General features: G+C 43.9%; 23 protein-coding genes. 16 read left to right on the top strand and 7 right to left on the bottom strand.

The window, feature by feature from the left end; all coding sequences use genetic code 11:
* The 6 genes from R8G66_21355 (at position 1) to galK (ending at position 8,886) form a co-directional block, all read left to right on the top strand.
* Positions 1–1,326, top strand: coding sequence for an FHA domain-containing serine/threonine-protein kinase (locus R8G66_21355; protein MDW3194934.1), 1,326 nt, complete (start codon positions 1–3; stop codon positions 1,324–1,326).
* 23 nt (positions 1,327–1,349) lie between these two features.
* On the top strand, positions 1,350–5,474 hold the full coding sequence (locus R8G66_21350) for a protein kinase (GenBank protein MDW3194933.1): 4,125 nt from the start codon (positions 1,350–1,352) through the stop codon (positions 5,472–5,474).
* A 95-nt stretch (positions 5,475–5,569) separates the two neighbouring features.
* Positions 5,570–6,154 carry a Crp/Fnr family transcriptional regulator gene (locus tag R8G66_21345; GenBank protein MDW3194932.1) on the top strand — a complete coding sequence of 195 codons (585 nt, stop codon included), beginning with the start codon at positions 5,570–5,572 and terminating at the stop codon, positions 6,152–6,154.
* Positions 6,155–6,363: 209 nt separating this feature from the next.
* On the top strand, positions 6,364–6,855 hold the full coding sequence (locus R8G66_21340; GenBank protein MDW3194931.1) for an SRPBCC domain-containing protein: 492 nt from the start codon (positions 6,364–6,366) through the stop codon (positions 6,853–6,855).
* 149 nt (positions 6,856–7,004) lie between these two features.
* Complete coding sequence (locus R8G66_21335) at positions 7,005–7,658, top strand: NAD(P)-binding oxidoreductase (GenBank protein MDW3194930.1); 654 nt, start codon at positions 7,005–7,007, stop codon at positions 7,656–7,658.
* 73 nt (positions 7,659–7,731) lie between these two features.
* Positions 7,732–8,886 carry a galactokinase gene (gene galK / locus R8G66_21330; protein MDW3194929.1) on the top strand — a complete coding sequence of 385 codons (1,155 nt, stop codon included), beginning with the start codon at positions 7,732–7,734 and terminating at the stop codon, positions 8,884–8,886.
* A 130-nt stretch (positions 8,887–9,016) separates the two neighbouring features.
* Here the strand turns inward: galK and R8G66_21325 are convergent, their stop codons facing one another.
* Entirely contained in the window at positions 9,017–10,711 is a 1,695-nt protein-coding gene (locus R8G66_21325) for a solute:sodium symporter family transporter (protein MDW3194928.1), read from the bottom strand.
* Between the two features lie 93 nt (positions 10,712–10,804).
* Here R8G66_21325 and R8G66_21320 point away from each other — a divergent pair, with 93 nt between their 5' ends.
* Entirely contained in the window at positions 10,805–12,022 is a 1,218-nt protein-coding gene (locus R8G66_21320; protein ID MDW3194927.1) for a sulfite oxidase, read from the top strand.
* A gap of 3 nt (positions 12,023–12,025) precedes the next feature.
* A complete protein-coding gene (locus R8G66_21315) occupies positions 12,026–12,487 on the top strand; it encodes a hypothetical protein (GenBank protein MDW3194926.1) in 462 nt (153 codons plus the stop codon).
* Here the strand turns inward: R8G66_21315 and R8G66_21310 are convergent.
* Positions 12,484–13,065, bottom strand: coding sequence for a TerD family protein (locus tag R8G66_21310; protein ID MDW3194925.1), 582 nt, complete (start codon positions 13,063–13,065; stop codon positions 12,484–12,486). The two genes, R8G66_21315 and R8G66_21310, sit on opposite strands and share 4 nt — an antisense overlap.
* Positions 13,066–13,215: 150 nt before the next feature.
* Here R8G66_21310 and mtnA point away from each other — a divergent pair, with 150 nt between their 5' ends.
* Entirely contained in the window at positions 13,216–14,319 is a 1,104-nt protein-coding gene (gene mtnA, locus R8G66_21305) for an S-methyl-5-thioribose-1-phosphate isomerase (GenBank protein ID MDW3194924.1), read from the top strand.
* Positions 14,320–14,330: 11 nt separating this feature from the next.
* Here mtnA and R8G66_21300 read toward each other — a convergent pair whose 3' ends face one another.
* Both R8G66_21300 and R8G66_21295 read right to left on the bottom strand, forming a co-directional pair.
* Entirely contained in the window at positions 14,331–14,471 is a 141-nt protein-coding gene (locus R8G66_21300; protein ID MDW3194923.1) for a hypothetical protein, read from the bottom strand.
* The gene (locus tag R8G66_21295) at positions 14,472–14,885 is read right to left on the bottom strand and encodes a hypothetical protein (protein ID MDW3194922.1); all 414 of its coding nucleotides are present in this window, start codon (positions 14,883–14,885) and stop codon (positions 14,472–14,474) included.
* Between the two features lie 155 nt (positions 14,886–15,040).
* Here R8G66_21295 and R8G66_21290 point away from each other — a divergent pair, with 155 nt between their 5' ends.
* The 4 genes from R8G66_21290 (at position 15,041) to R8G66_21275 (ending at position 19,216) form a co-directional block, all read left to right on the top strand.
* Positions 15,041–16,603, top strand: coding sequence for a M81 family metallopeptidase (locus R8G66_21290; GenBank protein ID MDW3194921.1), 1,563 nt, complete (start codon positions 15,041–15,043; stop codon positions 16,601–16,603).
* Positions 16,596–17,432 (top strand): maleylpyruvate isomerase N-terminal domain-containing protein, encoded by an 837-nt coding sequence (locus R8G66_21285; protein MDW3194920.1) that lies wholly within the window; start codon positions 16,596–16,598, stop codon positions 17,430–17,432. Before R8G66_21290 ends, R8G66_21285 begins: the two co-directional genes overlap by 8 nt.
* A gap of 34 nt (positions 17,433–17,466) precedes the next feature.
* Positions 17,467–17,937: a hypothetical protein gene (locus R8G66_21280; GenBank protein MDW3194919.1), complete on the top strand. Its 471-nt coding sequence runs from the start codon at positions 17,467–17,469 to the stop codon at positions 17,935–17,937.
* Between the two features lie 247 nt (positions 17,938–18,184).
* Positions 18,185–19,216 carry a bestrophin family ion channel gene (locus R8G66_21275; GenBank protein ID MDW3194918.1) on the top strand — a complete coding sequence of 344 codons (1,032 nt, stop codon included), beginning with the start codon at positions 18,185–18,187 and terminating at the stop codon, positions 19,214–19,216.
* A 28-nt stretch (positions 19,217–19,244) separates the two neighbouring features.
* On the opposite strand, the gene R8G66_21270 is transcribed toward R8G66_21275, so the two are convergent.
* Positions 19,245–20,348 carry a hypothetical protein gene (locus R8G66_21270; protein MDW3194917.1) on the bottom strand — a complete coding sequence of 368 codons (1,104 nt, stop codon included), beginning with the start codon at positions 20,346–20,348 and terminating at the stop codon, positions 19,245–19,247.
* Between the two features lie 117 nt (positions 20,349–20,465).
* Positions 20,466–22,835, bottom strand: a complete 2,370-nt coding sequence (locus tag R8G66_21265; protein ID MDW3194916.1) for an ABC transporter permease — start codon at positions 22,833–22,835, stop codon at positions 20,466–20,468.
* 168 nt (positions 22,836–23,003) lie between these two features.
* On the opposite strand from R8G66_21265, the gene R8G66_21260 reads away from it, so the two are divergent.
* Positions 23,004–24,323, top strand: coding sequence for a HAMP domain-containing sensor histidine kinase (locus R8G66_21260; GenBank protein MDW3194915.1), 1,320 nt, complete (start codon positions 23,004–23,006; stop codon positions 24,321–24,323).
* Positions 24,323–25,012 (top strand): response regulator transcription factor, encoded by a 690-nt coding sequence (locus R8G66_21255; GenBank protein ID MDW3194914.1) that lies wholly within the window; start codon positions 24,323–24,325, stop codon positions 25,010–25,012. Before R8G66_21260 ends, R8G66_21255 begins: the two co-directional genes overlap by 1 nt.
* Positions 25,013–25,108: 96 nt before the next feature.
* Here the strand turns inward: R8G66_21255 and R8G66_21250 are convergent, their stop codons facing one another.
* Positions 25,109–25,831, bottom strand: a complete 723-nt coding sequence (locus R8G66_21250; GenBank protein MDW3194913.1) for a hypothetical protein — start codon at positions 25,829–25,831, stop codon at positions 25,109–25,111.
* 129 nt (positions 25,832–25,960) lie between these two features.
* Here R8G66_21250 and R8G66_21245 point away from each other — a divergent pair, with 129 nt between their 5' ends.
* Positions 25,961–26,389 carry a hypothetical protein gene (locus tag R8G66_21245; GenBank protein ID MDW3194912.1) on the top strand — a complete coding sequence of 143 codons (429 nt, stop codon included), beginning with the start codon at positions 25,961–25,963 and terminating at the stop codon, positions 26,387–26,389.
* Positions 26,390–26,406 lie beyond the last annotated feature (17 nt).

The raw sequence follows: 26,406 nt of genomic DNA, 5'->3' as shown, positions 1-26,406 counted from the left end.
ATGGAAGCTAAAATTGGGAAGTACGAAATTTTAAGCACCCTTGGTGAAGGAGGAATGGCACGAGTTTACCACGTTCGAAGTGACGTGAATAAAGCAGAATATGCCATCAAGGAATTGTACTCAAAGTTTGTTCATGTCGAAGAATATCGCATTCGATTTTTGGCTGAAGCGGAGACACTTAAAAAGCTTAATCATCCCAATGTAATAAGGATCTACAAAGTAGTAGAAACTGCCAACAGGCTATACATGGTTATGGAATATTGTGATGGCATGCCTTTGAGTTCTCACATCATTGAACAATCTGGTCCCATTCCGGAGGTAAAAGCAAATGAGATTTTCAGTCAGATTCTTGCCGCTGTAGGGTACTTTCATCAGAAGGATATCATTCATCGTGATATAAAACCCAGCAATATCCTCATTGGTACAGATATGAGTGTGAAGATCATTGACTTTGGCGTGGCAAAAGCATTTGATTCGAAGAGGACCAGGGTGGGTGCGGTTTTAGGTACAGTAACATTTATGAGCCCTGAACAGACTAAGGGACTGACCATTGATAACCGCACAGATATTTATTCTCTTGGTGTCACGCTGTTCTATATGATCACCGGCAAACCGCCTTATGACCTTAAGACACTTTCGGAGTATGAATTGATGAAGAAAATCATCAATGAGCCGTTACCCAGAATGAGGGATTTGTATCCTTTTGTTTCTGATCACATCCAATCCATTGTTGATCGGGCCACAGACAAAAACATGACCAGGAGATTTCAGGATTGTAGATCGTTCCTTGACGCATTAAATTTTCGAGAAGGGAGCTCCGAAACAACTGACGACTTAGCAAAAGTTACTGTAGGCCGGGATGACTCCTGCAATATTACGGTGAATGACGATAAAAATTCTGTAAGTCGATTCCATGCAGAAATCACGTTTGATGGTATCCACTATTACTTGCGCGATAACAGTAGCAATGGTACGATTATCGACAATAATCAATATGTGCATCGGCGTTGCGAAATTGGTCCTGATAGCAAGATTTTCCTGGCAGGGAAAGTGCAACTTCCCTGGTCAAAAATTGAGGGCTGTTTTGATAATTCGAGTAGAATTCCGAATCATTCATCTATTCATAGAAATACCAAAACAGAAAAAGAGAAGTCCTTCTTTGATTTAGCTATTTGTTTATTGATCCCCATCATCGGATGGGTAAGGTATTACACCTGGTATAATCGTCATGTAAAAGAAGCAAAGTTGTCAGGTATTCTGTCTTTTATCGGGTTTGCACTGTACCTGTTTTTAACCTGGCTTTACTATGAATATAAACCGACTTAACACTATTAAAATGTCTTAGAACCATGAAGGGAAAGAAAGTACTGAACTATCAGATAGAAGAACTCATTGGACAAGGGGGCATGGGGCAAGTATTCCTTGCTTCCAATACTTATATTGATCAAAAAGTCGCGATCAAGGTCTTAGCTTCGAGACTTGCTAACCATCAAGAAGTCAAACGAAGGTTTGAACAAGAAGCAAATCTGTTGGCTTCTCTTGATCATCAAAATATTGTCAAATTCCTGAATTATGTTGAGAATGAAGAGGGCGTTTTCCTTATCATGGAATATGTTAGAGGAGAAACACTTGATGAATACATCAGAAAAATCTCTGGACCCATTCCCGAGGAAAGAACCCTTGAAATGTTTGGCCAGTTGTTGGATGCCTTCACCTATGCACATGCACAAGGAATTGTTCATAGAGATATTAAACCTTCTAATATCCTCATCACTGAAGACCTGAAAGTAAAAGTCCTCGACTTTGGGATTGCCCGAATCATCAAAGAAAGCGTTCCAGGAGAGACAAAGGTGGGAACCAAAATGGGAACCGCTTTGTACATGAGCCCTGAACAAGTCCAGGGACAGAGTGTAGATATTCGGTCAGATATCTATGCCTTAGGCGTCGTGCTGCATCAAATGATCTCAGGCCAGGCACCATATGATGATACTACCATGTCTGAGTATGAGATCAATCATAAGATCGTGGAGGAACAATTGCCAAGAGCTAAAGAATTTTATCCTTATGCCAGTGATAATGTCCAAATAATCATCGATCAGGCAGTCGAGAAACTCCCAGAAGATAGATTTGAATCCTGCGAAGCCTTCAAAGAGCACCTTACCCAGGCCATTGCACCTGTTGAGGAGAAAAGTAGCTCTTCCAAAGCCTTGAAATGGGTGGTCGCAGCGATTTTATTCTTATTATTTGGTGCCGGTGGCTGGTATTGGGATTATTCCAGAGTGAAAGTAAGGATATATCGAGATTATGTCGAACGTTGGGGTGTGGCCGAAGGAATCCATCGATTGAATAAAGATGAATTTCAGAGAGCTGAAACTGCAATAAAATTTGAGTATCAGGGCTACAAATTGCGACGAATTTCTAGGGTCAATCATATTGGGTTGATCAAAGAATACCGTAACTCCGAAGATGTGGAGAGACCTTATCATGCCAGGTACTTCTATCAATCGGATGGAAAGATAGATTTTGTAGAGGTACTTGATGACAATGGGAAAGTCTTGTATATCAAGGACTATAATCAAAAATTGAATGTGGTGACATTCCGCCAAGCTGATGAATTTGGTACAGAGCTTTCATTGGCAGGTCAGTCTTCAGAGATGTTCACTGATCCGTTTTTGGAGAAAGAAGATAAGGGAGAGATCACAAGGTGGTTATTGGATTATGATGAAAATGGCTTTGTTTCTAGGGTTTTATATGCCAAAATCCAGAATGAATTGACCAGTGATCAAAATGGAATTTTTGGCCGTAAAATTGGCGTAGATGAAAAAGGTCGTATCCGAAGCATCAATTACCTTGACCGGGAAGGAAACCTTAAAGAAACCCAATTAGGCTTTGCTGGTAAAACCTATGAATACGATCTTGAAGATAATCGTATCCGTGCGTCATGGATAGATAAGGAAGGGGGCCTGACTCGAAATTCACAAGGACATTCATATGAAGTAGTTTATTATGATGAATATGGAAATCCAATCCGTGAGGAATATTATGATGACGAGGATAATCCGATGATCACAGAAGTTGGCATTTTCGGTTGGGAATCTGCTTACGATGAAAATGGTAATGAGCTTTATCATTTTTATCTGGATACAGAAGGGAAACGAGCAGCGTCAAATAATGGAGTGGCTGGTCAGAGATATGAATACGATGAGTTTGGAAATACAACCTCCACCGTATACTACGACGCCCAGGGACAAATCACTTACAGCACGTCCGGCATTGCAATCATCACCAGTGAGTATGACGATAAAGGGAATATTTCCGAATCGTGGTTCCGAAATCCACAAAATGAATTGACCTATTCAGGTAGCGGGTATGCCGGTTTCAAAATCCAAAGAGATAGTTTGGGGAATACCATTGATTTTCGGGTTTTTGATACGGAAAAAAAACCAAGTCTGCAGAGGGATGGAACACATGGGTATTTAGCTAAATACGACGAAAGAAGTAATGTGGTCGAATTTACTCGAATTGGTGTTGATGGAAAACCTGTTGTAGGTAGCGGAAATGTTGCGATTACCAGAACCAGATATGATCAAAAAGGAAACACAACCCAGATTGGTTACTATGGAGAGTCTAATGAGCCTACTTTGAGCAAGGAAGGAATTTCAGGAATAAAGTACGAATACGATAATTTAGGTCACGAGGTGTCCAGAGAATTTCTTGGCTTGGACAGTACACTCACTTCTGGAGAAATTGGCTACGCCCGGGTTATTTCAGAATATGATGCTAAAGGAAACAAAACGTCTGTACTTTATCATGATGAAGATAATCTGCCTGTCATGCAAAGTGAGGGTTATGCAGGCTGGAAGGCTAAATATGATGATCAGGGAAATCAAACAGAATTTGCGAGGATCAATAAGGATGGGGCCTATGCTGATGGCTATCTCATTACGAAGTATAAATATAAGGGTGGTCAGGTCGTGGAACTCAAGTATTATGACCAGGACCTAAAGCCCGCATTAAATAAAAAACAATATGCTGGTTGGTATGCTAATTATGACGAAAAAGGCCAGATTTTACAAAAAACGTACATTGATAAAGATAGTGAGGCCACCATCACTGATGATGGTTATTCCTCTGTTTCATATGTTTATGATAGAAATGGAAATATTACAAGAGTAAGTTTCTTCAATGATGACTTAAAACCCACAGACAAAAATAACTACGGCGTTCCTGTAGTGAAGATGGACTATGATAAGTCTGGCCGACTCATTTCTCAACGATACTTTGAAGCCAATGGCGAAACAAAATCTCAAAATACTGACGGGGTTTTTGAGAGTTCAAAAGCTTATGATCCTATCGGGAGACTGATTAGTGAATCAAACCTAAGGAAGGATGGAAGGTTGGCAAAAATTGAAGGCGTTGCTGCTGAAAAGCGATACGAGTACGATGCTCATGGAAATCGCATTAAAACCTACTACGTAAACCAGACCGACCAGCTGATCAATGCCGAATTGGGATATGCGATAGCCAGGAGTAAATTTAACTATAGAGGTAAGGTTATCGAAGAAAGCTATTACAATGCCTTGGATCAGAAAATACGATCAAAAGAAGGTTACCATAAATACTTGAATTCTTTTGATGAAAAAGGCAACTTGACTTTGATCTCTTATCAAAATGTAGGTGGGAATCTCGTTAATAATTCCGAAGGCTACGCTACTGTAAATTACGATTATGACAAGTCAGGTAGAAATATCGAAATATCTTATCGAGATCGCAATAATCGATTGTCCAATCTGAAATCTAAAGGCTATGCAAGGTCTGTTACCGCTTATAATGGTGATAAACTCTCTTCCAAAAAGTGGTACGATAAATCGAAACGGCTAGTTAAATCAGAATCTTACGATAGGGAAGGTGAATTATTGTATGTGGCGTATTCGCCATCACCTGGTAAGACCATGCGAACTTACGTTAGTGGAAAGATAGAATTTGATATTTTAGATGGGTTCACTTCGAATCGCAATGGCTGGAATAATCTAAATACCAGTTATGCAAAAATTAAGAATGGAAAGTGTACTTTGGTGGGCACAGACGAATTTCGGGCGATCACTAGTGACGATTTTTTTATAAAGACTAAAAACTTTGTAATTGAGACAAAATTGAAAATTACTGAAAAATCTAACGATGGACACATAGGTGTCGCTTGGTTGATGGGTAATAAATGGAGCCGTTTTTTTATTGGGGAAAAGCAGTTTTATACTGAGGAATCCAAATGGAAAACAACCAGTGTGTTGAGAAGTAGGAATTACAACTTATTAAAGGTAGTTGTTCAAGATGGTAAGTTGAGTTATTACATCAATGGTACTAGGGTACTCTCGGATCATAATAACAATTTAGAAATAAACAAGTCACTCGCGATGACTGCCTACAGCAGTACAGCCGAAATTGACTATGTCCGGGTGAGTACCGTAATGGAATAACTGTAAATTCGAGAGGTCCAGGAATATAGCCAGGCCAGGAAAAGGTTCACCGTTCTGGCTTTTCAATAGTTGGGCGTCTTGAATTATATTAAGGCATGTCCCCCCACACCCACCTCCTCCAAACCCTACGTGCCATCAGACCTCTTTCGGATGAAGATTGGGAGATGGCTGCATCCAAATTCAAGCCGGTGACTTATCAAAAGAAGCAGCGGATCATTGACACGGAGACGGTTGCGAATAGCTACGTGTTTATCAGCAAGGGCTTGGCCCGATTGCACGGATATAAAGACGGGGAGGAGAAGACGTTGTTCTTTTTCAAGGAAGGGATGTTTGCTGGTTCTATTCAAAGCTATCTGTTTGAGAAGCCTAGTTTGTTGGTGCTTGAAACCATAGAGGAAATCGAAGGACTCGAAATAAGCAAGGAAGATTTGGAAGCCATCTTTCAGCAATCTCCAGATCTATCCTTTATCATCATGACTTATACGCAACTCCGACTCAACCACCTGCTGCATTTCTTTTCTTCATTTGTGCTTGACAGTCCGGAAGAGAGATATGAGAAATTCATGGCCAATGAACCGGATCTTCTCAATCGTGTCCCTCAACACATCATTGCTTCATTCCTGGGCATGACCCCAGTTTCTCTTAGCAGGATCAGGAAGCGCTTATTGGAAAGGAGATGATCTCAGTTTATGGTTTTTAGTTTTTAGTGAAACCTTCGACCAAAAACCAGGAACCATAAACCTTTGATATTTCTCAATCGAAAAAAAGACCACTTCAACAAACACGCAATTTCAATTGAATTGAAAGGTCGTTTCCATTCTTATCTTTTGTTAACGTTTTTCAGTATTTGGCTCCGCTAGCTTAGCTCCATGATCAAAAAGTAATAATCATGCGAGCAATTACGACATTTACATTTTTTACGGCGGGACTTATGGCACAATCACAAAATCTTAGAAGTCTGGAAAAATCAATCATCATCAATGCCAGCGCGGAGAAAGTGTGGCAGGTATTGACAGACTTTGACAACTGGGAAAACTGGAATTCTTTCATCATCAAGAGTGAGGGGAAGGCAGAAACAGGCACCAAACTCAAAAACACGTTTGATAATGACGGGAAAGAAATGGTCTTTAAGCCCAGGATATTGAAAGCGGAACCAAACAAAGAATTGATCTGGATTGGTCGATTGTTTATGCCCGGTATTTTTGACGGAACGCATGGCTTCCGCATCGAAGAGCTAGGGCCGAATCAGGTGAAATTCACGAATTACGAAACCTTCAAAGGCTTATTCAGCGGTATGATCATGAAGAAGATCCATGCCAGTACCGCTGCTGGTTTTGAAAAGATGAATCAGGAATTGAAAGCACAAGCCGAACAGTCGTGATTCGATCTTGTCTTTTTGATTAGGGGATGTCAATTGGCATACTCTTTTCTATTTTTCACTCAGTAACTTTGGGCGTTTCTTTGGTATTTCCTGTGACCACTTAGCGTAATTTTGAACTCCATTAGTGGCAAAACCAAACAGTGAGGTTCATGAAAATTTGCTTACTTGGAGCAACAGGACGAACAGGGAAATTAGTGCTGGCAGCAGCATTAAAGGAAGGCCATGAAGTGACGTGCCTGGCCAGAAATACCAGTCGAATTCATCCTCAACCAGGCTTGAATATCCTCGAAGGAGATACAACCAATGAGCAAGACCTTCGCAGGTCACTGGAAGGTTGTGAAGGGGTAATCAGTGTATTGAATGTATCCAGAAACTCTGATTTTCCCTGGTCCAGGCTAAGAACACCTCCCACTTTGCTCTCCGATACCATGAAGATTCTTTTGCCTTTGATAACCACGTTAGGCATCCAACGTTTAGTGGTCTGTTCTGCATGGGGAGTAGGCGAGACAGCTAATGATATTCCTGGTTGGTTCAGCTGGTTCATCAATAACAGCAACATTGGTGTAGCTTACCAGGACCATGCTCGACAAGAGCAATTAGTTGAAGCGTCCAACATTCCCTGGACAATCGTGCAACCTGTCGGTTTGACCAATTCTTCTGTAAAACAAAAGGTTCGTGAATCATTTTCGAATGAACAAAAACCAAACTTGACGATCAGTCGCCGAAGTGTGGCCTATTTCCTGCTTGCGGCTTTGACTAAACCAGAACTGATGAGTATGAAGGTTGTTATTTCTAAGGAATAAATTAAGCTATGCTACTATATGCTACTAATAAGTTTCTGGTGATTAATTTGCACCCTCAAAATTGTTGAGCACTATGGAGTCTGTCGTACAAGCATACCAGAACAAGTTCGGTTCCGCGCCTGATTTGGTGGTGAGAGCACCAGGTCGGATCAATCTCATTGGCGAGCATACAGATTATAATGGTGGCTTCGTATTTCCAGCAGCAGTGGGACACGAGATCCAGTTCGCACTAGGTAAGTCTGGGGCATCTGAGGATTGTAGTCTGTATGCCATGGACCTCAATGCACGCTATGATTTCAAATTATCTGAAATGAAGCCACAGCCTCCTAATTCCTGGGAAAACTATCTTATGGGAGTTGCTGCGGAAATTTTAGCGACTGGGAGAACGCTTGAAGGGTTCAATGTCGTGTTTACAGGAAATGTGCCTCGAGGTGCAGGAATGTCTTCTTCAGCAGCAGTAGAGTGTGGTACTTGCTTTGGTTTGAGTGCGTTATTTGGTCTGGATATCCCCAGGGTAGAGATGGCACAGATAGCCCAATTAGCGGAGCATCATTATGCAGGGGTGATGTGTGGGATTATGGATCAGTTCTCCAGTGTCCTGGGAAAAGCAGATCACGCGTTCCGGCTGGATTGCGAATCACTGGATTTCGATTACTTTCCATTCCAGTTACAAGAATATTCTTTGGTGTTGTGCAACTCCAATGTGACACACAATCTTGCGGATTCTGGCTACAATGAGCGCAGACAACAATGTGAAGAAGGAGTCAAAATATTAAAAGAGCACATTCCCGGATTGAGTACTTTGCGTCATGTCTCCCTGGAGCAATTATATACGCTACAAGATGAGTTCCCGGAGCTGATTTTTCGACGCTGCAAATACGTGTTAGAAGAGAATGCTCGCGTCAATGCCTTTGCCAAAGCACTGGAAAAGGGAGATATTCATCATGCTGGGGAATTAATGAAACAGTCACAACGAGGCATGCAGTTCGAATATGAGATCACCTGCCCCGAAATTGATTTTATGGCAGCATTTTCCAATGCAAGACCCGATACGCTGGGTGCACGCATGACAGGTGGTGGATTTGGTGGATGCACGATCAATCTGGTCAAAAAAGGGACAGAAGAAGACTTCATTCATGCGCTTGATCAGGCCTATCAGGAGAAATTCAATCAATCCATTACACCGATCCCGATCCAAATTGCGGCAGGGGTATCCTTGCTTTCTTGATATTTGGTGATTGCTTCGGGTTGATCATTATTGTTTGAAAAGTAATTGGGGCGCCCTCCCCGCAATCCTTCGTGGCAGGCCCGCTTCGCAGCAAGGCGAGCCGGCACCGGCGGGCCTGCCGTAGGAAGTGCTACGTTTGTTGGTCTTTCCTCACACTCCACCAACTTCCGATCCCAGCAAGGACTACTACTGCTCCTGATGTCAGGAAGTAGTTTGCTCCAATGCCATCCACAAGTCCTATTTTTGAAAAAGTAAGGTACAAGATCACGATAGCTGCGATCAACCAGATAGAGGCGGCATAAGCATATTTCCAGGGGGTCATGTCCACTTCGTCATTCTTGGCTAGTGTCCAAACTTTTTGATTGGGTTTCCAATATCCAATGAGTAGCATCAAGGCAAACTCTATGGCAAACAGGATGGCATAGACATGCACAAAATGAATATCAACTTCGATGACAAAACGGAGTAGAGCATAGGCGATCACATGGAAAACGATGGAGACTTTGGCTGCCAGGGCAGGCACACGTTTGAAAAACAAGCCCACCAACACAACGGTGATGATTGGGATATTATAAAATCCCGTGAAGATGCGGATGATTTGCCATAAGCCTTCCGGCGCATATTGAAGCAGGGGCGAAACGACGAATGAAAGAACAGCAATCACTACACTCGCGATCTTCGCTACTTTGATGACCTGAACTTCGGACAACTTTCCGGGGCGTAAGGGTTCGTAGACATCCAGTACAAACATGGTTGCTGCGCTATTCAGTAGCGAGTTGAACGAACTGAATACCGCTCCAAGCAGTACCGCCAGAAAGAACCCTGCCATGAAAGTAGGTAGCAGGTCTTTTACCAAAGTAGGATAAGCCAGATCGATGGTAGCTAGTCCGGGACCATAAAGGTGAAAAGCAATGGTGCCGGGAATCATCATCATGAAAGGTACCAGTACTTTGTAATAGCCAGATAGAATCACTCCTTTTTGACCTTCCTTCAGGCTCGCCGCACCAAGTGTTCTTTGTATTACGTATTGGTTCGTACCCCAATAAAAAAGATTCGCGAAGATCATTCCGGTAAAAATCGTTCCGAAGGGCAAGGGATCGGTGGCAGCACCCACGGCATTGAGTTTTTCTGTCTTGGTGGTGGTGAGTGTTTCTAGTCCCTGAAAGAAATTCCCGTCTCCCAAAGCAATCAGTCCCAATACGGGGATGAGCAGACCGATGATCAATAAGCCGATGCCATTGATGGTGTCGGAAACTGCAACCGCTTTTAGTCCTCCGAAAATGGCATAAAGAGCGCCAATGATACCGATGATCAGGATCGTAATGATGAGTCCTGATGAGTAGCCGACACCTAGCAAGTCGGGTACATTAAATAGCCTTAGTACTGCGATTGATCCAGAGTACAAAACGGAAGGAATGGTGATGAGACCATACCCCAGCATGAAAAGAATCACGGACAATCGCCGTACATCATCATCAAAGCGTGTATTCAGGAATTCAGGAAGAGTGGTGAACGCACCTTTCAAATATTTCGGTAAGAATACGAGTGCCATGATCACAATGGCCAATCCGGCAGTCACTTCCCAGGCCATGCTACTCAGGTTGCTGCCATATGCCGATCCATTCAGGCCGACAAGTTGTTCAGCGGATAAGTTGGTGAGTAGCAATGAACCAGCAATGAAAATTCCGGATAAGCTTCTGCCGGCCAGAAAATATCCTTCACGAGAATTGGCTTGCCCCCTGGTTTTTAGATAAGAAACATAGGCTACCAGGCCCATGAAAAAGGCACAACTAAGGAGTGTGATCGTCAGGTCAGTTGCATTCATGGCTGGTTCTAAGAGATCAAGATATGTTCAGGTATCATTCAACCAACCAAAATAACTTATTTTTAGCCATGAGCCATAAACCCTGATGAGTACATGACCAATAGACGATCTTTTATACGCCAATCCGCCCTTGGAGGAATTTCACTGGGGTTGGGACTGGATGTTGTATTTGCCAGAAATCTACCAAAAGGGATGGACTTGTTGGGTATTCAGGACCCTTATGAGCTTTTTTCGAAGCATGCGGAAATGGTGCTGTTGAATGATCGTCCCTGGAACATGGAGGCGCAGGCGCACTTGCTGAACGATCCTATTACTCCTGCAGATCGCATGTTCATTCGCAATAATGGCAGGATACCGCAAGACATTGATGTGTCCCAGTGGACACTGACCATTGAAGGAGAATCTGCTAACCGTAGGAGGACTTATACGTTGCAGGACCTGAAATCACGTTTTGAAGCACATACCTATCAATTAACCCTGGAATGCGGAGGTAATGGGCGGAGTGAATTTAATCCCCCTGCGAAAGGGAATCAATGGACGATTGGAGCGGTGGCTTGTGCTACATGGACAGGGGTCCGTCTGAGAGATTTGCTGCAAGATGTTGGGATCAAAGATGACGCGGTTTATATCGGTTACTATGGCAGGGATACGCATTTGAGTGGCGATGCAAGCAAAGATCCGATTTCTCGGGGTGTTCCTCTTTCAAAAGCCATGATGGAAGAAACAATGGTGGCTTATGCCATGAATGGTGAAGACATTCCTCTGGCACATGGTTTTCCGCTAAGGTTGGTGGCAGGAGGTTGGCCCGCGTCTGCTTCGGGCAAGTGGCTGCATAAATTAGTGGTGCGCGATCAGGTCCATGATGGAGCTAAGATGGGTGGTTCTTCCTATCGGGTACCCTGCGAACCCGTAGCTCCGGGAACTAAGGTGGCTGATGAAAACATGTGCATCATTGAGTCCATGCCAGTCAAATCGCTGATCACCTATCCTAAAACAGGAGCCATGCTGAAGCGTGGAAAATTACTTGAGATCAATGGACAGGCCTGGGCTGGGGAACTAGAAGTGACAAAAGTAGAATACTCCATCAATTTTGGAGCTACCTGGGAGTCTTGCGACCTGTCAAAACCTGTGAATCGTCTTGCCTGGCAACAATGGAAAGCAGCAATCAATTTTCCTGAAAAAGGATACTATGAAGTGTGGGCCCGAGCGACGGATTCGAATGGGTTGGCACAACCATTGGTCCTTCCAGGTTGGAACCCAAAAGGATATCTGAACAATGCTTGTCACCGAATTGCGGTCCAGATCAACTAATCGATGAAGGAACTTATCAATTTACTGGTAAAGCTGTTCAACCTGATTGTGGGGCTGACCTTTTTAGTGGCATTCCTGTTTGTAGGCGTATTGTTTCTCAACGGAAACCCTGAATGGGTGGCTTCCTGGAGTGATGCTACAGAAGAGGAAGTGTCTTTAACCATGATCAAATCATCAGAAATTGTAGATGGCGTACATACGCCAACCGGATTGCTGGACGGTCCGGGTTTGGACATGGTGATTCGCAATTGTACGGGATGCCATTCTGCAAAATTGATCACCCAAAACAAAGCCACAGCCAGTGGATGGCGAGGAACTATTCAGTGGATGCAAGAGACACAGGGGCTTTGGCAACTGGGAGAGAATGAAGAGATCATTGTCTGGTACCTCGCTGAATTTTATGCGCCCGTGGACGAGGGCCGTAGAAGAAACCTCCCAACACCTGAGTGGTACGAACTTGATTAAGCACCCAACAACTGTAAATAATTTTCCAGATTAAGGTCCGAACAAGTTCCTTCAGCCAAAAATTTCCACTCTCCTCGCTCTTTCTGAAGTTTGCCCAGGTTGACACAACTGGCTGAAGGGCATTCCGTATCAAGGCGATATCGAAGTAATTCTTTGTGGTTTCCGACATCCTCCACTGCGACAAAAGCATGTTTCAGTAGTCCAAATACCTGGTCTCTACTTCCGGCATTATCGATAAATACAACAAATTCAATTTCATGTACTGATTGATCAAGCGCATTTAAATCAGCCAGAATAATTTCATCGGCACCGTCTCCTTTGCCATCGCTATTATCACCACTATGTTCTACAGCCTTGTCAGGTGAGACCAGATTATTGTAGAAGATCAGGTGTTCTTTGGAAAGTAATTTGCCATCATCTCCAAGCAGGAAGCAGGTCAGGTCAAGATCAAAACTATTGGGAGGAAGGAAGTCCCAACCAATGGCGACCATCAATTGGGAGAGAAATTCGTGTCGCTTTCTTAAATCAATTTGCCATAGGTCTCCGCGGCCTGTCGTTTGTGAGCAGTTGTTTAACATGTTAGATCCAGCATTAAATCATCAAAGGTCGATAGCTGGGGTTGAGTGTTGTCTAACAGGCTGATTTGGATTATTCAATCTCACCATCTTTTACGGGATTGCCGCATGAAAGTCGACGATTTGAAACAACCATTCGATAAATTGCAGATAATGAACGTTAAGGAGCAGCATTTTCGAACCATCTGGTTGAAACAGGATCAACCTGAAATTGTACAGATCATTGATCAACGGACTCTTCCACATCAATTTGTAGTGGAAGATATTACAACGGTTGCACAGATGTGTACGGCCATCAAAGACATGCATGTGAGAGGAGCAGGCCTGATTGGGGCTGCTGCCGGATACGGCATGTACCTGGCAGCTAAGGAGGCTTCGCTCTCGGATAATTTCGACCTATCTATCCAACAGTTAGCGCAACAGTTAAAGGCCACACGCCCCACAGCTGTCAATTTGGAGTGGGCAGTTGATCGACAATTGAAAGCCATTGATAGTACTGATAAAGTCGAGGAGAAGGTTGTATATACTCGCGAAATAGCCAATCAAATTGCGGATGAAGATGCAAGCTTTTGCAAGCGATTGGGAGAGCATGGTTTGTCGTTAATCCAGAAAGTTGCCGAAAAGAAGAAAGGCACCATCAATATTCTTACCCACTGCAATGCGGGTTGGCTTGCGTTTGTGGATCATGGTAGTGCTACGGCGCCAATTTATGAAGCATTTGATCAGGGGTATGATATCCACGTGTGGGTAGATGAAACACGTCCGAGAAATCAAGGAGCGCGACTTACGGCCTGGGAACTCGGTCAACATGGTGTTCCTCATACGGTGATTGCGGACAATACCGGAGGGCATTTGATGCAACATGGCCAGGTGGACCTGGCGATCACAGGCACAGATCGTACCACCCGAACAGGCGACGTGGCCAATAAAATTGGAACGTATTTGAAAGCACTGGCAGCCCATGACAATGGGGTTCCCTTTTACGTGGCATTACCTTCTTCTTCCTTTGACTGGAACATTCGGGATGGTGTTAAGGAAATACCCATAGAAGAGCGTGGTGCTTCGGAAGTAAAATCCATCTGGGGATTACACGAAGGTGATATCAAAGAGGTGTTGTTGACCCCTCCGGATAGTCCTGCGATCAATTATGGTTTTGATGTAACTCCCGCGCGGCTGATCACGGGATTGATTACCGAAAGAGGGATTTGTGCAGCCAACGAAGCAGACATTCTTCGGCTCTTTCCTGAGCGACAATAGCTTTATTGATTTTAAGCTGAAGGAGTATTTGATGGATTCACACCTGGTTCACCATCTCCATCTCCGTGTTTCTTTTTGACAGGACTTTCTTCAGGAGCAGTTTCATTCGAGGGGTTCAACGCTTCGATCCAACAGATCAGCATGGACTCCATCTAACTGAATCCTTTGGCTTCTCGATGTTGCCGAAGCAATTCGAGGGCTTTTAGGGCCTTGTGGTGGCTATTGATGAGGTATGTGGTTTGACCGACCGACAATTGTCCTTTGATTTTCTTATTGCCATGCGGGGATTCGTATACGTGGATCTCTGCTCCTTTGGAAGGGATGTATTTTCCAACTTGATGATTGGGAGACTCGTCTTGCCCGTTTTTCTTGAGTTGTGTGGTGAACAGATAGGCTTTTTGCTGCAACAGCTTGCCATGCCGCACCCGATCACTTTGATTGACTTGATCTTCCAACCGAAATAAATGCAGCGCTTTCGGACCCGCTATTCCTCTTCCATTACCGAATGGGCTTCCAGTTCGGTTGATTGGCCTGCTTCTCTTTTTATAAGTGCTGCTTGTCCTCATCGACTTTTCTAAGATACGGATTTATAGGAGTTTAGCTGATGTTTTGTTGATTCCATTAAAGCCACTTACAGCACTATTCGTACAGGTTTATACATTCCTTTGCTTTCTCCTGCTACGAATTGTTTAATTTCAGAGCTTTACATCCTAATTGGTTCATGCGTCTCTGTTTATTCCTATTGGTTAGTGTGGCACTTCTTGCCTGCGGTTCGCAAGGCCAGGAAGAAGAAATCCAAAAGTCTTTGCCCAGAGTAGCCATCGCTGGCCTTGCGATTGAATCCAGTACTTTTTCTCCTGCTGTTACCTATGAAGATGCCTTCCATTCCAGGATTGGTGAAGAAGTGTTTACCTATTACCCTTTTCTGGATCAGGACTCGGTTAATCGATCACGCGCCATGTGGTTCCCGACCCTTCGGGGGCATGCCTTACCTGGGGGTATTGTTTCCAGAGAAACATATGAGTCCTTGATGGAAAAAACACTGACCATGTTACAGGAAAATTTGCCTTATGATGGTTTGTTTTTTGATATCCATGGCGCCATGAGCGTCGAAGGAATGGATGATCCTGAAGGAAATATGATCTCCAGGATCCGCCAGGTAGTGGGCCCGAATACGTTGATTTCCACTTCCATGGATTTACATGGAAATGTATCTCAGAAACTGGCCAGGCAATCAGACTTGATCACCTGCTACAGAATGGCACCACACGAGGATGCAATTGAATCAAAAAAGAGGGCGTTGGTAAACCTGCTCGATCGATTAGAAAGTGGCAAGGGAAAACCAAAATACAAAGCCTGGATCCGTGTACCAATTTTGTTGCCGGGAGAGAAAACAAGCACGAGAATCGATCCAGGTAAAAGTCTTTATGCCAAAGTAGACCCACTCACACGAATAGAAGGTGTGATCGACGCTGCGATATGGGTAGGCTACGCCTGGGCTGATGAACCACGAAATCATGCGGTAGTGATGGCAGTTGGCGATGACGAACAATCTGTAAAAGAATCTGCAGAAGCCCTGGCCAAATCATTCTGGGAGGAACGGGAGCGGTTTGAATTTGTAGCCCCTACTGCCACACTGGAAGCGAGTCTTGATATGGCCATTGCTAGTGATAAAGTTCCCTATCTGATCAGTGATATGGGCGATAACCCGACGGCTGGTGGCGCTGGCGATGTTTCCTGGACGCTGCAACAATTGCTCGAACGACCAGAATTTTTTGAGGAAAACGGACCATCCGTCATCTATGCTTCCATCCCTGGCCCCAAATTGGTGGAAAAAGCGGTAGCCGTCGGAGTTGGTGGAGAAGTCGATGAAGTGGTTGGCGCTGAAATTGATGACAGGTTTGCTCCTCCAGTGCGGCTCAAAGGGGTGGTAAAAGCGATTGAGCCAGGTGATATTCACGCAGAGACGGAAGTTGTAGTTCAGGTCGGCACCATCAGTGTCATCGTCACCCAAAAGCGCAAGCCTTACCATAAGATTCAGGATTTTACGAGGTTGACACTCAATCCGTTGGAAACGGACATTGTCATTGTGAAAATTGGATACCTGGTTCCCGAACTCTATGATATCCGGGCGGATTGGGTCATGGCATTAACCCCAGGTGGGGTGGACCAGGATCTGAAACGATTGGATTATAAACGCATCAATCGACCGATCTATCCATTAGATCCGGATATGCAGGACCCTGATCTAAGCGCAAGGCTTATTCCATTGTCTGATGAGTAAGTCGGAGATTCCAGTTGATGCCAGGCCCTTATTCAAGCCGCTGGATCATCTATTAATCGATTTTCTAAAACAACTGGAACCTACTGATTGGAATAAGCAGACAGTAGCAAAACACTGGAAAGTAAAAGATGTTGCCACGCATTTACTGGATGGAAATTTAAGGGCCTTATCGATGCAACGCGATTACTATTTCGGGGAAAACCCGCCTGAGATCAAGGGCTTCCGCGATCTGGTTGAATGGCTAAATCAGCTGAATGCTGACTGGGTCAAGGCGACTAAAAGATTGAGTCCGGCTGTGCTTGTGATGTTACTCGAACTTTCTGGTGAACAAGTTTCAGAATACTACTCGACTCTTGATCCATGGGAGGAAGCTGCTTTTTCTGTGGCATGGGCTGGTGAAGCCACGAGTTATAACTGGATGCACGTAGCACGGGAATACACCGAGAAATGGCATCATCAGCAGCAGATCCGTGATGCCATGGAAGATCGTACCATTCTTAGTCAGCAATTCTTTCAACCGGTAATCAACACATTCATGCTGGCCTTGCCACATACTTTTCGTGACGTTACAGCGAGCGATGGAACGATCATTCGAGTGACGGTTGATGCTGATGCCGGAGGAACATGGTGGTTGAAAAGAGCAGCAGATCAATGGGAATTGGTGGAGCAAGCAGATAGGTTTGATGCCGCGGTAAATGTTCCTTTGGACATCTCGTGGAAGCTGTTCACCAAGAGTTTGCGACCAAGCCAGATTCAGGATCAAGTGACAATCGAAGGTGATCAACGCCTGGCTGAAAAGGTACTGAGTATGGTTTCGGTGATGGCTTAGGGTTGGCTATATTTGAAATACTGAACGACTACTTATGCATCAAATACAGCAACTCTTTTACAAGTCCGGATGGCTCAAATTATCAGGATCCCGCATTGATCGCTGGGCTAAATTGGGAAAAGTAGATCATTTGATTTTTGCCACACAGGAAGGGCAATTCGATTTACGTCTGTTGGCTTGTTCCCATTTGAGGACCTTCATCACGTCAGAAAAAGTAAAAGATGCGCTGATGGTTCTGGTCAAAGATCCGGTAGAGATCGTTGGCGATGCTGCTATGGCCATTTTAAAAACTCAAGGACATGGGCGCTATGATCAACTGATCCAGGAGGTCATGGAACGACGTGCCGAAAAGAAAGCACTTGAGAAAAGGTTACGGAAACGAGCGAAGACAAGTCAGGGAAGAGAGGATTATCCTTCATTGAGTGAGCTATATAATCGTGGCAGAGACCGTCATACGCCCGATCTGAATGGCGGTGGCTTTGGTGGAATAGGTTTTGGATTTTAAGGACGTAATGCATTTAGATAGAACCATTGCAACTAAAAGGTTAGGACAATTGAACACTGTAACCAAATGGTGTAAACACATTGAGAAAGAACTTAAAGAATAACTACTGGAAAGTTGAACGAGATACAAAAGAAAAGGAAATCGCGGTGCAGCAGGGTATACATGATAGAATAAGAAGGGTTTAGCTGGAGCGGATCATTTGTCAGATCCATGCGACCATTTTATCTTGTGAGCAAAGAATAGTACGATGCTCGTAACCAAAGGTGTAGGAATAGGTAAACTGCTGAGATGGACCCGACATCACATCATATGGCTGACATTGATGATGGGGTCAATATCTGCGCTTTATCATCTGGGACTACTCACTTTTGCGATTCCCTGGTTGCCCATGTCGGTGATCGGTACAGCGGTAGCTTTTTATGTAGGTTTTAAAAACAACCAGGCTTATGACCGCATGTGGGAAGCAAGAAAAGTGTGGGGTGGTATAGTGAACGATAGTCGTGCGTGGGGTATGATGGTGGATGGTTATGTTTCTAATTTATTCGCTCAGGAAAAACTAAGGTCGGATGAGGTGCAAAAGATCAAAAAACGACTGATCTATCGACATATCGGGTGGTTATATGCACATAGAAGTCAGCTTCTGATCCCTACGGAATGGGAACACATCAGTCAGGGTGGGTACCTGGGTAAGTTTGTGGAAAATCGTCAGAAAAAATATGGCATTGGCTTATATGGTGATGAGACGACTCAAACAGAATTAAAGCACTATTTGCCACCTGATGAACATGACCGGCTGATCAATCATGCGAATACTGCAACTCAGATCATCAATGAACAATCTCGTGATCTGGCAGCTTTAAGAAAAATTAACCTGATAGATGATTTCCGACACATGGAAATGGGTAATGTACTTCGCAGCTTTTACGAATATCAGGGAAAGAACGAACGGATCAAGAAGTTTCCTTTGCCTCGACAATACGCCAACATGAGCCGGTATTTTGTCGCGATATTCATCATACTGTTTCCCTTCAGTATGATCCCCGAACTTTTGAAAATGGGTGATTGGGGCTGGCTATCCATTCCGATTTCCGTATTGATCGGTTGGGTTTATGTCATGATGGAAGTAGTAGGCGATTACACCGAAAACCCCTTCATGGGCATGGCCAATGACATCCCAATGATGTCGCTGTGTCGCACCATTGAAATTGACCTGCGTGAAATGCTAGGTGAAACAGAACTCCCTGCACCGATAAAGGCGAAGGGAGGAGTGTTGATGTGACTTGGAATGTGCTGAGGTGCTTGAAGTGTCACTTTCCAGTCGTACCATTATCATAAGGATTGGCATTAGGTCTGTAACTCAAAGTCGTAGAGTCCCTTGTGGTAGTAGGGTTTTGAGGAGCAGCACCCCAGGTTGGGTTAGGTAAGTCCCAGCCCTTGGTGATCAGTTCGATGCGACCGCTTTCATAGATATTAATGATTGAATATCCATAGAATTTCGGTGTATCGGGACCGCTGTAGGTGCCACCTTGTCCCGAAATCACTTCATAGATACCTGTACCTTCTGGTTGCCATCGTTGATAATTGTGTTGATGTGCGACGATCATTGCCACTACATCATTTACCAACATCGTTGGCCAAATCTTAGGGCCATCAGGGAAACCACCATGTAGCGTGTCATATTTTCCATCCACGTAATAAGGTCGGTGACCTACTGTGAAAAGGTGTTTGACTCCAGGATCTGACCCCAATCTTGATACTTCTTCATTCACCCATTTGTAAGGCACCCGGCCTTCTTCACCATATTGCTGACCTGATTTGGGTTCATTGTAGGTGTCTGTATTCATGACTACAAATCCTATGCTATCTCGAACAAAGGAAAAGGTGGCGCCATTGAGCAGTGAATCGTATGGCACTTGGTTCCGGTCTGATGGCATGTATTCAGTCATAAAGGTAAGCCAATCTTCTGTAGCCCCTTTTAGAGGGTATTCCCCCTTGGTGGTCACATCATAAAAAAGCATTTCATGATTACCAGTTACAGCCACGAGTTCAATGCCAGAAGTTGCGATGCCGCTAAAGGCTGGGTCTTTGTATTGCTTTACCCAGGCATCAAGTTGTGTGCTCAAAGCTGAAGTATCCTGCTCTCCGAGGACCATATCACCAAGAAAGAACAGCAACTCAGGTCTGCGTTCCATACCCGTGAGCTCCTTGAATATTCTTCGGACAGCTGGCACATTGGCTTTTGATGCATTGGACTCTTTTCTATCCGTGTAGGAAATGCGGTTACAACCGATGAAGGCAAAACTCAATTTGATCTCATCGGCCGGAGGTGTTTTGGCTTCTTCTGTTTGACTGGTACAGGACAGCATCATTCCTACAAGTACTAGGGCTGTGATAAAGGTTGATCTACTCATCAATTAGGTTGAATTAATTTCAAGCCAATAAAGGTAATTTCCTTTGCAATCGAAAACTGGTGGATATTATTTTCAATTCAACATGCTTAATACAGGCGAAAAGACCATTTACAAACTTCATTCTTCCTTCAATACAACCGCCGGATTAACTCGCGTAGAACGAATGGTCTGATAGGCGGTGATGGCCATGATTGTCAGGTACGAAGCCATGATAGACAGCAAGAATGCCACAGGGTTCAGCGTAATTCGATAGGCATAGGCTTCTAGCCAGCGTGAGAGCAACCAGTAACTGGTCAGACTTCCAACTACACCAGCAGCAAGTACCGCCAGAAACAGTTGTTGATTCAAAAGTTTTATGATCTGTGCAATGGAGGCCCCCAACACTTTTCGGATCACGATCTCCTTCGATTTGATGCTGATCAGGTAAACCATGAATCCCAATACCCCCATGATCGAAAGGCCAATGGCCAGAAAAGAAAGATTAATGCCCACCGTGGCGGTTTGTCGCTCCTTGGTGTACATTTTTCTTACAGCAGATTCCATCGTGATAAGGTCCAGGGGTAAACCCGGCTGTATTTTGTTCCATTCAAATTCAATCATTTTGCTCACTCCGATGAAATCAGGCGTGGCCACCTTCACCAGTATATTGGTGTTGACGAATTGTGGGTCGGGTCTTAAGGAGATGATCTGTGGAGCTATTTTTTCCTTGAAAGAAAAGAAGTGAAAGTCCTGGAAAACTGCGGATACTTTGCGGTGTAGTTCATTTTCTGTTCCGGGACGCAAGGTGATCTTTTTGCCAATCGGATCGGACTTCCAGTTAAATCGATTGATGAAACTTTGATTGACAAGCGATACAATCTGTCCATTGTCCGCTCCTGCCAATACCGTTTTGAAATCACCTTCCAGGATGGGAATGCCCATGACTTCAAAGTAGTCCGTATCTACACCATAAGACAGCAGGTTTTCATAGATTTCTTCGCTTCCCTCTGTTTGATAACTCAACGGAGACATGCCATCTCCCATCATGGGACCAAAAGCCACTCCCTGTATCTGAGGATAGGAGAGTAGTCTGTTTTTAAATAACTGATAATCTTCATAACTACCAATATCATATGCATTCTGCACTTTCAATACCTGACTGGCATCAAACCCCTTGTCCTTTTCATCCAGATACGAAATCTGACGATTCATGAACCAGGCAGAGATGCCTAAAGCAAACAGGAATACAAACTGAATGAACATCAGGAGATTCCGGTATCGTACACCACCATGGCCATTGAGGAGTTGCTTGGATTTTAGCATTTCACCAATAGAGATCTGTCCGATGGCCGCTAGTGGATAGATTACCGTGAGCAATCCGATCAATACCAGAAGCCCAATGCCAAGAAAGATATAAGCAGGGTGTTCGAACAGTAAAGCCGTGATTTTAATGCCCATCAATGCTTCAAATGAGGGTAAGGAAAAGTACAACCCCAAGGCAATGAAGGGAAGAGCCAATAGCGCCGTTGTTACCGCTTGTAAACTAAGATGAATGATGATTTCCATTCGTGTTTCACCCAGAATTTTGCGCATGCCCAGTTCTTTACCCTTATTCAGAAATATGGCAAAACTCAGGTTAACGTAGTTGATGGCTGCTACGGCCAGAATGAGAATGGCCAATACCTGAAAGATTCTGATCTGAACCAAATCACCTTTTCCCGATGCGCCAAAAGATACGTCGGACTTCAGATGGATGTCACCTATGTTCATCAATCGAACGCCTTGTAGATCATGGTACTCATTGTATGCCACATCCAGCTCAAGGATTTTTTGTTCAAGCACTTTTCGATTAACATCCGGATAGAGTTTCAGGTAGGCATTCCCATGAAAGTGATCGGTACCATTAAAACTGCCGCTATTAACTACCAAGTCAAATTCGAAATGGGTGTGGGTGGGCAGGTCGGCAATCACTCCGGCGATGGAGTAGCTTGTAGAATCATAGATGACTATCTGGCCCAATGCAGGAGCATTACCAAAGTACTTCCTGGCAGTAGATTCGGTAAGGACGATCTGCTTCGGGTCTTTGAGTGCTTGTTCGGGACTTCCTTCTACAAATGGAAAATCGAACATTTCGAAGAAAGCAGATCCTACTGAGGTTTGATAGATGTTTTCCTCAGCAAAACGCTGATTGTTGGTTTCCACGAATGCTCGGGACCTTCGGTTAAGGACAGTCAATCGTTCCAACTCAGGATAGGTGCCATTTTTTAAGGCCCTGGCATGTTCCACCCCGAGATTGGAAAACCATTCATCGGAATTGGTTTTTGCCTCCAGTCTGACGATGTTTTTACTAGCTTCATGAAACTGATCGAAGCTGGTTTCGTGATCTACATATAGAAATACCAGGATCGCAGCAGTTCCAGCTAGTGAAAGGCCAAGTAGGTTAATGCTGTTAAGGAACCAGAAGTTGCGAAGGCTACGGGTGAAGTGCTTTAAAAAATTGCTGAGCATTGCGATGTTCTTTTTTCACAAGCTTAGTCGGTTGCAAAAGACGTTTTGCTTAAGGCATGGTTAAGGTGATTTAAAGAAAGATTAAATTGGTTAACGAAAAGTTAAAAACTTTAAACGAAGGTTTAAAAAGCCCTAATTTGAAGATTGAAAGGCATTTCATTTGCGCAAATGATTAAAAAAGTTCCGGGAAATAAGTCGACGTATCTGGTGATCAGCCTTGCTTTGGTCGCTTTTTTAGGGCTATCTGTTTTGCAGATCCTGAACCTGCAATCATCCATCAAAACCAATCGACAGATCTTTTTACAAAAAGTAGACCTTGCCTCCAAAGAGATGACCGAATCCTTCATAGGGAACAGGAAATACTCGTTGCTGTTAAGTGATGCCGGTGTTCGATTGTCCTGTACCGGAGGGATCAACGAGCCGAAAGTTGACGGAGCTTTGCGAGAAGTCATCGAACCTATTCTCGAGGATCATAACATCGACACACCCTATGAGTACGCGGTGTATGAACACAAAGAAGAAGGTTCCGGATTTCAATTCGTACTTGGCGATGATGGTGCCAGTTTGGATTTTGATCTGGTTAGTTGTGAGAATCCGAGAGAACGCGGGCATGGATGGGCCAACCTGACTTGTTCACCGAGTATGGACTATGGAGATTATCACCTGGCGTTGTTCTTTCCGCAGCAAGAGGCTTACGTATTTGCCCAGTCGCAAGGGGCCATGTTCCTGTCCATCGCATTCATATTGCTGCTGATTGGTTGTTTCACCTACACGATTTTAGTGATCAAGCGGCAGAAAAAACTTTCGGAGATCAAAAACGACTTCATCAATAACCTCACCCATGAATTCAAGACACCAATTGCCAGTATCAACCTGGCCGCAAATTTGTTGCGGCGAGGTGGTAATGAGGATGAGGCCAAACATGAGAATTACATCAACCTGATCGACAAAGAGAGTAAACGGCTTGAGGGACAGGTGGATAAGATATTGCAGATAGCCATGATCGATTCCGGGAATTTTACACTGGATAAAAAGGAAGTCGATATCCACGAAGTGATTGAAACGGTCATCGAAAGTATGGGAGTGACCATAGAGCAACGAAAAGCATTGATTTCCAAGTCGTTTGAGGCCAGTCCTTCGAAAGTATTGGGGGACAATACACATCTGGTCAATGTGATTTACAATTTGCTGGACAATGCCCTGAAGTACACCATCGACCAGCCCAAAATAGAAATAGTCACGGCTAATAGTACAGAAGGTATCCGAATTTCCATCAAAGACAATGGCATCGGGATCGGTCAGGAAATTCAGGATTTCATATTTGATAAATTTTATCGCTCACAGTCTGGCAATGTTCATGATGCCAAAGGGTTTGGACTGGGTCTTAGTTATGTAAAGAAACTGGTGCAGGCACATCAAGGACGCATTTCCTTGTCCAGCCGTTTAAATGAAGGTAGCGAATTTCAACTTTACTTTCCTACCACCTGATGCGCAAAGCCAATCATATCCTTTTGGTAGAAGACGATGAAAGCTTCGGCTATATCCTGCGGGAATACCTTGAGATCCATAATTTTCAGGTGACCCTGGCCACAGATGGCGAAGAAGGACTACAGGCCTTCAAGAAAGGGGCATTTGAATTGTGCATTTTAGATGTGATGCTCCCCACGAAAGATGGTTTTACCCTTGCCAAAGAGATTCGTCAATTGGATCAGGATACACCCTTCATATTCCTTACTGCCAAAGCTTTGAAAGTGGACAAGCTCAAAGGCTTTCGATTAGGTTGTGATGATTATGTGGTGAAACCGATTGATGAAGAATTGTTTATAGCCCGCGTACAGGCCATCATTAATAGAAGTGCTGGTCGACATCAGGAAACTCCGGCGGCTCATAAAATTGGTCGATACACCTTTGATTTTTCCAATCACTCGCTGGAATTGGAAGGCCACGTCCAACGACTGACCGAAAAAGAAGCTCGTATCCTTTTGATGCTTTGTGAAAAGAAAAACGAAGTATTGGACCGCAGAAAAGCCCTGCAATCCATCTGGGGTGAAAGTGACTTTTTCAACCGCAAGAGCATGGATGTCTTCATCCACAAACTACGAAAATACCTGGACAAAGACCCTTCCATCCGCATCACCAATGTGCATGGAAAAGGATTTGTATTGGAAGAGGATTAACAACCCCAAACCCTGAGGCTCTTCGAAGCGTGTGACTCTCTTTGCTTTAGCTCTCGAACGAACCCTGAGGCGCTCGAATGGTGAGGCCCTCGAACCCTAAATCACCCGCTTCACCAAATACACATTATTCTCCGTACACTTCGACTTAAAAGCTTCATAAATGGGGTCTTTTAAGAGCATTTTAAACGACGCTCGATCTGAGCCTTCCAAGACAAATAATCCATCCACGAAAAAGGGTTGCATCTGTTCATTGTCACCTTCATCTATCCTGGAAAGCGTTGCGGCTTTAAGACCGGAGAAATAGTTCACCAAATTGTACTGACTAAAAAGCGGCTTCAACAACAGGAGATCATCCTCCGATATTTTTTCGCTCTGAAACAAGTGAGCGAGGTAGTAATTTTTCCCAATGTACCTGGTAGGTTTTTCCGGTGGTGCGGGTTGATCCCCGATTCGTTTCGTAAATCCGAAGATGAACCGGCTTACGGACTTCATTCTCAGAACACTTTTTAGCAGGAATAATTTATTGGTCAACATTTGGAGGAAAGCACTGGCTGTCGGATACTTTACAATCAGCAACATTTGTCGATCAAAGTCCGAATTTCCTTCCAATTTCTCTTTGATGTAGCCTTTGAAATGTGCCTTTCCACCAACCTTTTTTACGTGGGGAAAAACCATTACATTGTAAAATGTATACAGTTTGGATCGCTTCAGATTGAACCAATTAATGGCCCAAATCGGGCTATCCAGGTCTGTTTGATCATTTACTCCTGTAATCGCCACAGTAGATTTTTTATTGAGGGAAGCTGTTCGTCGGTTCACGTTTTAGGTATTATCAGAAACATATATCAAAATACCGATTTTCTATTAGAAGTAAGGCCTCGAAAATTCGACCGGGTTTATTAATGTTTCTTGAAACATAAATCCGTCAAATTCGATAAATATATTGCTATGGTAAATGAACTCTACAATATTCCGGGTAAGGTGGTAGGTCACCACCATTCGGAAATCAATACAATAATCGATACATGGGAATCACTTTCTATTACTTTAGATGATTGGAAAGCATCTGTTTATGAGATCGGCATCCTGGATTATGCTCCAAAAAATGGCGTAATCGGTTGGATCATTGATACCAGTAATAGCAATGGTGTTTTTAGACCCGAAGTTCAGGAGTTTCGTAAAAATGTGGCCCGACCCAAATTGGCGGAAAATGGCATCAAGTTCTTGTTCGTGGTATTACCACAATCAGCCATCAGTAAGCTTTCTGCCCGTAAGACAGCCAGGCTATATCAGGGTCAAGGTGCTTTGGAGGCATATCCGGTTGCCAGCATAGAAGAGGCCGTAGAGATGATGCAAGCAACAGATTTGTATTCTTAAAAATGTAGAACATTCCA

This window comes from Cytophagales bacterium (genome assembly GCA_033344775.1).
Classification (GTDB): Bacteria; Bacteroidota; Bacteroidia; order Cytophagales; family Cyclobacteriaceae; genus JAWPMT01.
The sequence above is the reverse complement of the archived record's forward strand: the minus strand, read 5'-3'. Positions and strand labels throughout refer to the sequence as shown.